We start from the raw sequence: 12,626 nt of genomic DNA on the forward strand, positions 1-12,626 counted from the left end.
CTTATTTACAAGGAATTATTCATGGCACGCATAATTGTAGTGACTTCAGGTAAAGGTGGCGTTGGTAAAACCACTTCAAGCGCGGCCATAGCTACTGGCCTGGCACAAAAAGGGAACAAAACTGTAGTGATCGATTTTGATATCGGCCTACGTAACCTTGACCTTATCATGGGGTGTGAACGTCGAGTAGTCTATGACTTCGTAAACGTTATCCAAGGTGATGCAACCCTTAATCAGGCTTTAATCAAAGATAAGCGCACCGAGAATTTATTTATTTTACCTGCTTCGCAAACACGCGATAAAGACGCATTAACTCGTGAAGGCGTTGGCAAAATTCTTGACGAATTAAGTGACGATCTTGGTTTTGATTTTATTGTTTGTGATTCCCCCGCAGGTATTGAAAGTGGCGCCTTAATGGCACTATATTTTGCTGACGAAGCTATTATTACTACCAACCCAGAAGTTTCTTCTGTTCGCGACTCAGACCGTATTTTGGGTATTTTAGCGTCAAAATCACGCCGCGCAGAAAAAGGCGAAGCACCAATTAAAGAACACCTATTGCTAACACGCTATAACCCAGGCCGTGTAACGCGTGGTGATATGCTAAGCATGGAAGATGTTCTGGAAATTCTGCGTATTCCTTTGATCGGTGTTATTCCTGAAGACCAATCTGTACTGCGCTCTTCCAACCAAGGCGAACCCGTTATTCTGGATACAGAGTCTGATGCAGGCCAAGCCTATGATGATTGTGTTGCACGTATTTTAGGTGAAGATCGCCCTATCCGTTTCATTGAAGAAGAGAAAAAAGGTTTCTTAAAACGCCTATTTGGGGGGTAAATAATGGCTTTATTGGATTTCTTTCTGTCGAGAAAAAAAACGACAGCGAATATCGCAAAAGAGCGATTACAGATCATCGTTGCAGAACGTCGCCGTGGTGATAGTGAGCCCCCATATCTTGCTGATATGAAACGCGATATTTTGCAAGTTATCTGTAAATATGTACAAATTGACCCTGAAATGTTGTCATTGCAATTTGAACAAAAAGACGATGATATTTCTGTTTTGGAATTAAATGTCACACTTCCTGAAGGTGATGAAATTAAAACCACGACAGCAGAAAAATAATTCGCAAAGAAGCCGCTATACATTATGGCGGCTTGCTTTTTACTACGTAATTTACCCTGATTAATCAGAGTTATGTTTTTAATCTCTTTATAGCTCAAATTTAATTTCCAACGTGTGCTGTTTTCTTAGACCTTCCGGTGGCACTCCCACAGAGCGGCTCTTTAGTGTTGCAGCTAACGCGGCTTCGTCCAGTTGAACATGCATAGAAGACTTTGCAATACTCACCTTTGTGATCTCCCCCAATGGCGTAAGCGTAAAATTCACCAGAACCGTTCCTTGAACATTGGTATTTCTCGCTTTTCTTGGGTAACGTTTATGTCGTTCAATTTCACTACGTAATTTGTCAATATAACTTTGGTAGTTTGAATCTGTTGCGTTTCCTACCGAGGCCGTTCTTTGTGCTCCCGCTTGGCCTGCTGCATAAGATTGGCTATCGTTTTTACCTACACGCTGTTCTTGTTTTACATCATCACTTTTTTGTTCCTGTTCTTTCTGCTTAATCACTTTTTTATTTGGTTGTTTTTGTTCTTTTTTCTCGATAATTTTTTTTTGTTTTTCTGACACTTTATTTTCATCACTACGCGTATTTTTTTTATTAGCAACTTTAATTACAGCATTTTCATTTTGTTGTGACTCTGCAAGTAAGCCTCCCGCTAGCTTATTATCTAATATGACGTCATTTGTTTGTTTTTCAATTACATTTTGTGTCAATGCAACAGAGACGATAGCCGCATATATTGGTGTGTAAATTTGTGCAGAACGTGTTTTCTCTATATTTAAACAATAAAAAACGATGCCGAAATGAAATAATAAAGAAACCATCACAGCAAGATTAAAACGTAGAGTAATCATTTTAATATCCCTAACAACCCTTCGCCAATACCGAAATACAGCGGCATCAGCGAAGGGGATCCCTTTTAGAAGCGACTTGTTACATTGAAACGTATAGTCCTACCCGGTGCAGGCATCATACTGCGGGTTAATGGGTCTATATAATATTCATCAAATAAATTGGTGGCTAATAATTCAAATGATAGGTCTTTATTAAACTGATAATTAACATAAGCATCACCGGTAAACACGGCATTCCAACTCATCGGGTCATTGTTTAATGGCGCATACTGGTACGGGTATTTGTCCATCATTTCCGCCTCATCTTCATTTTTTGCCTTGCTGTGATAACGCAAACGACTCCCCACTTCTAAACGTTCATCTAAGAAGCGCAAACCTAGGTTGGCATGGATGCTGTACTTAGGTTGCAATTGAGTCCGCAAATAGCCGCCAGGGAAGCCTGCTGTTGTACACTCTGAGCCACCAAATTTGTTATAGGGATCCATTACCATCAATGACACTTCATCACAAACTTCATTTTTTAAACGGTAATCTACCCCTAAGTCACCAAATACCCAGCCATTATCATAACGTGCCAATAGCTCCAAACCGGCCGTGTTATGTTTATCAACCTGCGTAAAGACTAACCTATCGTTCCTATCAAAGGCATTTGTGACTACTGTGTTGTAGTAATTTATGCGTAAGTCAGCATGATTTTCTGCCGCAACGAGATCTTGGAAATTACGCACATATCCCAGTTCTATCGTGTGGCTGCGTTCTGGCAAATAAACCGGTGGTGTGTAATTCGGCTCTCTTCCCCCCGAAAAACCAATAGTGTCTTCAAAGATACTTGGCATCCTAACGGTTTCTAAATAACGCCCAAATATTCGATCGTTCTCTGTTAAATAAATTGTTGCCCCTAATGCCGGAGCCCAAGCTGATTCTTCATTTCTTTTTGGCGCTTTAAATTTTTGGTCGTTTGTGAACATCAATTCATCATTTGTGCTATTTGTTACCCTTACTTTTTTTGCTATTAATCCTGTTACGGGGTCTATAGCCTCTTCATTTAAGTCAATTTCGCCATTATAGAATGGATTATTTTTACGTATAAACCTATTATTTTCATCAACTTTCCATTCTGCTGTGTGGTTCTGCTCAAAAATTCTATACTCTCGTTTTTTTCCTCCTGGAGTTACTATTTTCCCCATTCTTATAGTAGAAGAAGGCATTGACAGTGCTTTTTCAACTAACCGAGTCCGAGCATATAAATTATTTTTTAAATCATTAAACGTTCGCCCTTTATCATCCACATATTTTTGTACTAATTGATACTCTTCTGAAGTTAATATACGAGACAAGCTATATTTTTTAGCTATTATATGGCTATATGGTGCATAATTTATATCTTTAGCCGCAATGCGTCTCTCTTTTAATAAATCCCTTGACCAGTAGCTAATATATTGAGCCCCCGCATTCAGACTTAACCAATCAGTAGGCTGCCAATCAAAGCGAATAGTCCCATTATATTCTCGACGCTTACCTTCCCTTGGGATAGCTCGGAACATGTTACCCTTTGGGCTAGAATCCGAATTAAAGATATCTTCACGGCTACCAATAGTTTCATCAATTAAGCTTCCCATTAAAGTCACTTTAAATTCAGGTGTAATTTGAAATTTATTGGATAATGAAACACCATAGCGATCGTTTAGTTGGTTTAATTTAATCCCATCAACTAAGGTGCCATTGATAGCAGGATTTTTAGCTACATTTTTATCTCGACCAAATTCATAATTCCAATCCCTTTCCACTGGTTCCCTAGGTTGGCCACCTGCGGTATTTGAGTTTAAATTAGTTTTTGTCAACCAATAGCCTAATCGAAAGTCAATCCAACCAATGGACTCAGGTTTGAACGAATAATTGGCGTAAAAAGTATTTAACGCCAAGTTAGCTAAAGGCCATTGTGGAATTTTTCCCTCTAAATCATGATAACGAATTTGCGATGGCATGATTTCGCCATAATGACTTGATGTATGCATATAACCAAGGGATAAGTCCTGTGAATTAGGTAGCATTAAATTTAATTTAGCTAACCATGTCGACATTTCATTTGATGTATTCGCCACCTCTTTATTTGGCCCATAAATCCTAGCTACGAAAGGCATATATGGGTCTATCGCTTTATTTGGGTTATTAGGGTCATAAGTAATGATGTCGTCATAAAATTTACCCGCCCCTCGGCGCCCAGCAAAATAATTACCTTGGTTGCGATAGCTGTATGCTAGCATCAAATCAAACTTTTCTTGCCGTGTCCCAACGGCAATACGCGCTGCGTTATCTTGCAGATTAAAAAAATTAGCATTACCTTTACTACGAGGATCAACAAGCATTTCGTGATCTTTAAAATAAATCCCACGAAACTTCTGCATGTCTAACGTATTCAATAGCCGCTTATCATCACGGTAATCTATACCGTGGCTTAATTGATTAACCCTCGGTTTTGTCGAGTTACTCGATGTTTCTAATTTAATATCAAAACCAAATTTTTCATATTTATCCACAACGTCATCAATGCCTAGCGTTGTTATAGCAACTCCTCCCCCCGTCGATGTACGCACATTGCGGTCTAGTGTTGCACTTTTCATTACCTTAATGCTACTAATCATATTCGGGTCGATATAGTTACGATTATTCGCGCCATTATAACCACGCCAAACAGTGATAGCTTGCTCTGTACCATCTACAGTCACCGGGACACGCCCTTGCCCCTGAATCCCTCGTACATTGGGGTCTATTGCCCCGCTATTACGGGCGTCACCACTATATACCCCTACTGCATGGTTAATGGTGTCTGCGGGGTTAGTGCCTTTATAACGATCAATTTCTTCTTTACTAATATAAATATTTGATTCGTCTTTATCATATTGGTCATCCGCCCCTTTTTTATCACGCTCTTTGATAGTTGTTGCTTTATCATTAACTACAATAGAGCCAATATTTGCACTTTGTTGTCCATAGACTAAATTTGCAATACTACCAATAGATAACCCTGTCGCGATATTAATGGCTATCACTGTTTTGATTTTCATTATCTGTTCCGGTGAAAATTAAAATTTCTTGGTGAAATTGACACCGACTTCACTTTGCTTAAAAGAATAAATAATATCTGCCGTACTCTTATTCACTTGGCTATTAAAATAAATAGAAGGTGTAAAAGTTAATATTTTATTTTTATCAAACGTTAATTGGCTATTTAAATACCCATTATGATCTTTTCTTTTTACATTCAAAAATGCATCAAACCGTTTAAAGTTTGTTTGCTTATAACCTATTGCAATAAGTAGGTCACACAGTTCGGTTACTTTTAAAAAACCAGCTCTAACCCCATACTGTACATAGCTATCACTATCGTATTGTTTTTTCCTGTTGGCTCCATAAAAACTGCCAAAAACCATTAATCGAGGGTTTATTAAATAGGTACCAGTAACTGAATAAACCCATTTATCGCCGTTATTAAAACTATACTTATAAGGGTAAGTTTTATTTTTATATTCAATATTACCTAACAAGGTTACCCGATGATTTAACGTGTATTCTGTCGCTATTTTTCCTCCTAGGCTTAAATTATAGTATAGGTTATCGTGCCACTTAGCCTCAAGGGTGGGCTGTATATGGAACGTTGTATTCGCATTATCGAATTGATACCCCCCAGTAACATATATATTTGTTTTTCTGACCGTGACTGTTTTCATTGGCTCCACCCCAACCATACCTAACGACAGTACTGCTGAGTGGTTTCCTACTAGAGGAAAACGCTTTGATAAGCTAGTATAATAATGCCACTTTCCACCAGCGATAGACTGGTTACTACTATTCATACATTTACTTCGAAAACAGTACATCTCACGGTTATTTGATGCTTCATTTAAATTAAAATCATAACTTGAACCTAGCTTAATTGTACCTTGCCAATGATTTTTATTTTCTAAATCTATTATTTTACTTTTAATAAATTCAGTTAATCGAATTGATATTCTTCCTTTATATCTTGTTTTTATACTTTGATATATTGACAATGCTGATTCATAATGCTTAACATAAATCAGTGCTTGTGCAAGTTTTAACTCAACCAACAACATATTAGGCTTGTGAATCAAAATTTCATTATATAGGCTAATTGCTAAATCATACTGTTTATTTAACATTGCCTTCTCAGAATGAATGTATTTAACCAATCCTTTATCGTGGTCTTTATGGTCAACGTAATTACCAATAATTTCATTTATTTTGTCAAAATCTTGTCTCTGAATGAGATCATAAAGAATAAAACCAAGTTCGTCGATATTTTTTTCACTATATTTAACATTATTTATTTCTGATTGATGTTTTTTGTTACTATAATCTTTTAAATTACCGATAACTCCTCCTTTTAGCTCTTGAGCTGACAATACCGAAGGGAGAGAAAAAAGTAATAATAAACTCAAATATATTAAATGTGTTTTTTTATTAAAAAATAACATGATTAGGCTACCATTTTAATGACAAAAATAAAAAAGTAGACAAAATCACTTTTGCCTACTTTTTTTAGCTAATTATATGTTCAGTAATTATTCGTCTTTCTGGCCACCAAATGCCGTGTCTAACTCACGGTTATTCTCATAAGAGAGAATACCTGCCACTTGTTCTGCATTATCACCAAAGAGTTGCCCCATACTATCACCTTGGTGTATTCCATTGGCAATGGCAGTACCACTAAATTTACCGTCTTCTTCAATAGCCCCTGCCATGGAGTGGCTATTCGTTCCTTCTAATGAACCTGTATATGATTTATCTGTAAAATCAGCATTAAACCAACCCGTCTGTTTTGCTTCACCTGCAAATTGGTTAATACCCGCTATAGTATAAGTCGCTTGGCCACTGGTTGGCACTTCTGTCGTTGCATTCTCACCGGAGAAATAAACCGTGTGCATTGCGTCATCGGCTTCCCCAGTTTGTGACCAATCACCGAAATATACCTCGGCATCTGCAACCTGACTAAATTGGAACTTACCCATTCCGCCGTGCGGGCTACCGCCACTTTCCAAAACATACACGTTGTCAGGCTTTTGCGTGACTAAGTTTTTTAAACCAGAGAACGAAATTGTCTTTCCATTTCTCATAAAGCGAGAACCGATACCCGGTGCGCCAATACTACCACCGTGTGGCCCCATGGTTGATTGGGTTTTATCAACAATAATATTTGTTTCATTATCTACGTAACTTAAGCTTTGCGCTGATTCCGTTTCTGCCATAACACCAACAGAAAATATAGACAAAGATACTGCGACTGTAATTAGTGATAATTTTTTCATTTATTCATCCTCTTAAATAGAAGTTTGAATTAGGTTGGTTTATTAAAGAAACACATTAAATAAAAGATTATTCTTTCCTTTAATGTTCGATATTGAGTATATGCAAATGATTTTTATTTACAAATGAGAGAAATATAATTCAATTTTTTATTATTAGACCATAAAAATAAAATAACCTTTTATTTTTTAATTGGTTAATTAAAAACCCTGTAATAAGTGATTTTATTTATTACTTTTTATATTAAGAATTAGTTTAATTTTTAAGACTAATTACAGCTTTTAATTAAAAACAAATAAACATATTTAAAAACAAATAAGATATATATTTTTATAAGTTTATTGAATGAATAATGGAGATAAAGATAAATAAAATAGACTCAGGTATTTAAATTAGGTACAAGAAGCACTCTTCTTGTACCTGAATACATTATATGCTCGCTAATAACTTTGTGATGGGCTCTGCAAGTAACCGCCCTCTCCAGCCCGCCAATAGCTCAGGTGGCGTTGTAGACGATTTTAGCCCCCAATGAATAGACAATAACTGATTGATTTGCCGCCTAGAAGCCAATAGTTCTGCATTAAATTTTTCATTTTCAGCAATATCTTTGACCACCGCTTTAATTTCTTTAAATAAGCTTTTGTATTGGCTCTGTTCCGTAATATTCGCTACAGGTGTTGGGTATTCACTTTCTTCAAGTTGCTTTGCTTGCTCGACAATGGCTAACAAGCGCTTGCCATGGCAACGAATTTCCTGCCCAGTTAAGCCAAGTGCATCAAGTTCACCCAGAGAGCTCGGTAAATAACGAGCCACTTTCCATAGATGCTCTTCTTTTACTACAAAGTTAACTGCCATATCGCGGGCTTTAGCTTGGTTTAAACGCCATTCGGCTAATAATTGCAAACAAGCGAGCTGTTCATCACGTAGCTGCCATGCATTATGGATATTCATGTAGGCTTTTTCTGGCTTTAAGGCTTTTTGCCGACGAGCCACAACACGTTGACACTCATCTTTGGCATCTTCCAAGTAGCCCGCTTCAGTCACTTTTTCCATTAGAATTTCAGCTAATGGCAGCAAATACAGCACATCTGCGGCTGCATAATCGCATTGTTTTTCGCTCAGAGGACGCGCAAGCCAGTCTGTCCGTGATTCACTTTTGTCGAGCTCAATACCTAAATGTTCAGCAACCAATGATGCAAAACCACAAGAAATTGGATAACCTAAAAATGCCGCCACAACTTGTGTGTCGATCATCGGCTCAGGGACACAATCAAAATCATGCATAAACACTTCTAAGTCTTCACTACCTGCATGTAAAAATTTAAGTTGCTCAGGATTCGTTAAAAGTGCTTTGAACGGGCTAAAATCCGTCATTAATAATGGGTCAATTAACGAAACTTGCTTTCCATCATATAGCTGTAGCAACCCTAGTTGTGGGTAATATGTTCGGGTACGAACAAACTCGGTATCCAAAGCGAGCCATGGTGCATTACCCGCCTCTTGGCATACTTGGGCTAATTCGCTATCTGTAGTTACTAAACGATAATTCAAAACAAGTTTCTCTTTGTTATTTTCATCACAATGACGCCGGCTAAAACCGGCGTCATCTATTTATAATTTACGACTAAACCACAATCATACTTGTGATTTTTCTCTTTGCAATTTTTCTTCATCACGTAGGTCTTTACGTAAAATTTTACCCACGTTAGATTTTGGTAATTCATCACGAAATTCAAATATCTTAGGGACTTTATACGCGGTTAATGAACGGCGGCAAAAGGTTTTTAGCTCATCACCCGTTAAATTCGCATTTTTCGTTACAACGAAAACTTTAACCGCTTCGCCTGTACTTTCACTAGGTACACCAATTGCAGCGCATTCTATCACGTCCGGATGTGCAGAAATGACATCTTCGATTTCATTGGGATAGACGTTAAAACCTGAAACGATGATCATATCTTTTTTACGATCAACAATACGAATATACCCTTCGCTATCAATTTCAGCGATATCCCCTGTCGCTAACCAACCATCCACTATCGTATCCGCAGTGGAATCAGGGCGGTTCCAATACCCTTTCATGACTTGCGGGCCTTTTACCCACATTTCACCAGGTTCACCAATAGCGACTTCGTTGCCGTTATCATCAAGAAATTTAACATCTGTTGATGGAACAGGTAAACCAATACTTCCACTATAACTGGTTAAATTATAAGGATTACCGGTTACTAGTGGGGCACATTCTGTTAAACCATATCCTTCAAGTAAATGTTTCCCAGTGAGCTTTTGCCATTTTTCTGCAACGGCTTTTTGAACAGGCATCCCCCCACCAACCGAAAGACGTAAACGCGAAAAATCCAGTTTTTTAAACTCTTCGTTGTGCAACCATGCATTAAATAAGGTATTAACCCCGGTAATTGACGTAACGGGATAACGTCCTAGTTGTTTTACGGTGTCCGGTACATCTCTAGGGTTAGTAATCAATAAGTTAACGCCCCCTACAGTGATAAACAGTAAGCAGTTTACTGTCAATGCAAAAACATGGTACAGCGGTAAAGCGGTGACAACAAATTCAGCACCAAATTTCAGTACAGGCCCGTAAGCTGCCCTTGCCTGCTCAATATTTGCTAACATATTGCGATGAGTTAACATCGCCCCTTTAGCAACACCGGTGGTTCCACCTGTATATTGCAAAAAGGCCAAGTCATCACCAGCAATGTTAGGTTTAATATATTGCATACGATAGCCATAATGCATGGCACGGCGAAAGGAGATGGCGTCTGGTAAGTTATATTTAGGGACTAAACGTTTTACATATTTGACAACAAAATCAACAATCGTGGCTTTAGGACGTGAAAGCTGGTCACCCATACGAGTTAAAATGACGTGTTTCACTTTGGTATTGAAAACAATTTTTTCCAGTGTATGTGCAAAATTCGACACAATTACAATTGCGGTTGCACCGCTATCATTCAATTGGTGCTCTAGTTCTCTCGGGGTATAAAGTGGGTTGACGTTGACTACCACCATACCAGCTCGCAATATCCCAAACAGGGCAATCGGATACTGTAATAGGTTTGGCATCATTAATGCGACACGATCCCCTTTTTTAAGACCAAGTCCATTTTGTAAGTAGGCGGCAAAAGCGCGACTTCTCTCTTCAAGTTTCCGATAAGTCATCACTGCTCCCATATTAATGAATGCAGGTTGGTCGGCAAATTGAGAGACCGCATCTTCAAGTAACTCTGCTAGAGAAGCGAAGCTATCAGGATTGATTTCTTCCGGCACATCAGCAGGGTAATTTTTTAGCCAGATTTTTTCCAAAATGTTACTCCTGAATTTAGTGAAGTTATTATACTCAACATCTCTTTTAACAAATTATTAACTCAGCGTACCAGTTTGAAAAACAGACAATGTCAAGGTTGAGAGGTCTATCACTAAATAAATTTTGTTCCTTCAAGAAAAAACTAGGCGGACTAAGCCGCCTAGTTTGTCTTAAATTCGTTAAACAGATGTAAATCTGTACAAGATTGCCTGATTATACATGATTTTACGCTATTTTTGGAAAGGTTATCTCGCACTTAAGAAGGGATTTAATCTATTACATTAACCGAAGTCACTTTTGCTGGGATTAAATTTTAGCTAATACTTTTATTAAACACTCTTATTTATTAGCTCTTATTTATTAACTCTTATTTAGATAATCTTTTTATGGAAAACAAAAAGGCCCCGCAATAATCGGGGCCTTTAAATAAAGAAAAATAATCGTTATTCTGTTAGATAAGTTTGTACGGGTACTGGGCCTCCTGGATAACCGTACCCATAACCATAACCCCATGGGTGGTTATAAAAATACGGGTCGCCATAATAACCATAACCCCAAGGGCCAGACGGCGGGATCATAACACTTTGTGCGACATTCCAGCGTTGGAAACCTGTTACATCTAACGTGACATACTTATAAGGAACTTGCCCTACTTTCCCTTGCTGCTCCCCCGTGATTTTCCCCACCACAGTGATATAACGGTTAGTAAAATCACTTGGCTCACGAAAACCATTTAAGTACGCATAAATGCGGCCAATTGAAGGGGAATTAAGCTCTGGTGCTGCATCATATTTATTCAATGCCATCACCGCAATTTCTAAACGTGTTCTTGTAGTTTCATTTTCAACGGCAAGGACTTTCCCACCAAAACGCGCTTCCTGACCTATATACATTTCAGGTGCATTTTGTACAGATGCTAAGTTGTCTGTTGGGTTTGGAACCGAACCTTGAATTGAAGCTGGTATAGAAACACACCCTGTTAGTGCTAATACGCTTGCAACAAAAAGGCCTTTAAGTGCATTACGGCAGTTTAATTCAATATTCATAGACCACCTCCGATTAGCTATATTATAAATTCAGGTAATACAGATTTAAATAACATTTAGCAAACAAAAACACGATATGTTAAAAATCGCCATAATAGTTCTATTACTACCTAATAATACCTGAAATTATTAAATGATTCGATTTGTATTTTTATTAATCAACATTTGATGAGTTTAATATGAATTATTGGTTATATCACATGATATAACCAATTCAACTTCACTTTCTGTGTTTTATTCACGGCCAGGCAATTTTTTCCATGTCACCTCATTACGTAAATAAGTCGGTTCGACATTTTCAACGGTAACCACTTTTCCCAGCTTCCACAATTGGGCAGCAATAGGTAACATATCTTGTGCATCTGGCAGCGTAATATGACTGTTAGCTAATGTAATTGATGCATTCAACAATGAGGGATATGCCTCCCACCCAGTACCTGCATAACCCCACAGCCCTGAAAGCCCTGTCACTTCGCTCTTAAAATCGTCGGGAAGTAGAACTGCTTCAGTTTCTTCACCTAACCATTGGCCTGCGGATGTTCGCTGATATTGGGCACAATAGATTTCTGACATCCGTGCATCAATAGCCACTAATACCTGATGATGCCCCATTATCCGAAAGGCGCCTTCAGCAAGTGTCATTAAAGAGGAAACGCCAATCATGGGCAAATTAGCCCCTAGTGCTAACCCTTGTGCAATACCAACACCAATACGAACCCCCGTAAAACTACCAGGACCACGCCCGAAAGCCAATGCATCTAACTGGTTCAACCCCATCCCAGCTTCTGCAAGAACTTCCTCAACCATCGGTAAAATTTTTTGTGTGTGCTCTCGAGGAGAAATCGCGAAACGCGAAATAATGTCACCTTCACACCAAAGTGCGACTGAACAGGCTTCTGTTGCTGTATCAACAGCAAGAATACGACTCGACATGCCTAAACTCCGGCAAATTA

The 12,626-nt window shown here is 38.2% G+C and carries 10 protein-coding genes; 2 read left to right on the forward strand and 8 right to left on the reverse strand.

The window, feature by feature from the left end:
• Nucleotides 1-21 precede the first annotated feature (21 nt).
• Together minD and minE are read left to right on the forward strand one after the other, a co-directional pair.
• On the forward strand, nt 22-837 hold the full coding sequence (gene minD, locus M1F26_RS10165; RefSeq protein ID WP_004254944.1) for a septum site-determining protein MinD: 816 nt from the start codon (nt 22-24) through the stop codon (nt 835-837).
• Between the two features lie 3 nt (nt 838-840).
• Nucleotides 841-1,125 (forward strand): cell division topological specificity factor MinE, encoded by a 285-nt coding sequence (gene minE / locus M1F26_RS10170; RefSeq protein WP_125894820.1) that lies wholly within the window; start codon nt 841-843, stop codon nt 1,123-1,125.
• Nucleotides 1,126-1,212: 87 nt separating this feature from the next.
• Here the strand turns inward: minE and M1F26_RS10175 are convergent, their stop codons facing one another.
• The 8 genes from M1F26_RS10175 to tsaB form a co-directional block, all read right to left on the reverse strand.
• Nucleotides 1,213-1,977, reverse strand: a complete 765-nt coding sequence (locus M1F26_RS10175) for a TonB family protein (protein ID WP_140172437.1) — start codon at nt 1,975-1,977, stop codon at nt 1,213-1,215.
• 65 nt (nt 1,978-2,042) lie between these two features.
• Entirely contained in the window at nt 2,043-5,042 is a 3,000-nt protein-coding gene (locus M1F26_RS10180) for a TonB-dependent receptor domain-containing protein (RefSeq protein ID WP_140172436.1), read from the reverse strand.
• An 18-nt stretch (nt 5,043-5,060) separates the two neighbouring features.
• A complete protein-coding gene (locus M1F26_RS10185) occupies nt 5,061-6,473 on the reverse strand; it encodes a surface lipoprotein assembly modifier (RefSeq protein WP_140172435.1) in 1,413 nt (470 codons plus the stop codon).
• An 87-nt stretch (nt 6,474-6,560) separates the two neighbouring features.
• Entirely contained in the window at nt 6,561-7,304 is a 744-nt protein-coding gene (locus tag M1F26_RS10190; RefSeq protein ID WP_140172434.1) for a Slam-dependent surface lipoprotein, read from the reverse strand.
• A 427-nt stretch (nt 7,305-7,731) separates the two neighbouring features.
• The gene (gene rnd, locus M1F26_RS10195; RefSeq protein ID WP_140172433.1) at nt 7,732-8,853 is read right to left on the reverse strand and encodes a ribonuclease D; all 1,122 of its coding nucleotides are present in this window, start codon (nt 8,851-8,853) and stop codon (nt 7,732-7,734) included.
• Nucleotides 8,854-8,937: 84 nt separating this feature from the next.
• Nucleotides 8,938-10,626 (reverse strand): long-chain-fatty-acid--CoA ligase FadD, encoded by a 1,689-nt coding sequence (gene fadD / locus M1F26_RS10200; RefSeq protein WP_096863690.1) that lies wholly within the window; start codon nt 10,624-10,626, stop codon nt 8,938-8,940.
• Nucleotides 10,627-11,070: 444 nt separating this feature from the next.
• Nucleotides 11,071-11,673, reverse strand: a complete 603-nt coding sequence (locus M1F26_RS10205) for a Slp family lipoprotein (RefSeq protein WP_140172432.1) — start codon at nt 11,671-11,673, stop codon at nt 11,071-11,073.
• A gap of 234 nt (nt 11,674-11,907) precedes the next feature.
• Nucleotides 11,908-12,606: a tRNA (adenosine(37)-N6)-threonylcarbamoyltransferase complex dimerization subunit type 1 TsaB gene (tsaB, locus tag M1F26_RS10210; protein WP_140172431.1), complete on the reverse strand. Its 699-nt coding sequence runs from the start codon at nt 12,604-12,606 to the stop codon at nt 11,908-11,910.
• Nucleotides 12,607-12,626 lie beyond the last annotated feature (20 nt).

The sequence above is a fragment of the Providencia sp. PROV048 genome, from assembly GCF_033688165.1.
Classification (GTDB): domain Bacteria; phylum Pseudomonadota; class Gammaproteobacteria; order Enterobacterales; family Enterobacteriaceae; genus Providencia; species Providencia hangzhouensis.

Bases quoted from the DNA above. Each gene is read 5' to 3' on its own strand.
- minD (WP_004254944.1), top strand. From the start codon at position 22: ATGGCACGCATAATTGTAGTGACTTCAGGTAAAGGTGGCGTTGGTAAA.
- minE (WP_125894820.1), top strand. From the start codon at position 841: ATGGCTTTATTGGATTTCTTTCTGTCGAGAAAAAAAACGACAGCGAAT.
- M1F26_RS10175 (WP_140172437.1), bottom strand. From the start codon at position 1,977: ATGATTACTCTACGTTTTAATCTTGCTGTGATGGTTTCTTTATTATTT.
- M1F26_RS10180 (WP_140172436.1), bottom strand. From the start codon at position 5,042: ATGAAAATCAAAACAGTGATAGCCATTAATATCGCGACAGGGTTATCT.
- M1F26_RS10185 (WP_140172435.1), bottom strand. From the start codon at position 6,473: ATGTTATTTTTTAATAAAAAAACACATTTAATATATTTGAGTTTATTA.
- M1F26_RS10190 (WP_140172434.1), bottom strand. From the start codon at position 7,304: ATGAAAAAATTATCACTAATTACAGTCGCAGTATCTTTGTCTATATTT.
- M1F26_RS10205 (WP_140172432.1), bottom strand. From the start codon at position 11,673: ATGAATATTGAATTAAACTGCCGTAATGCACTTAAAGGCCTTTTTGTT.
- tsaB (WP_140172431.1), bottom strand. From the start codon at position 12,606: ATGTCGAGTCGTATTCTTGCTGTTGATACAGCAACAGAAGCCTGTTCA.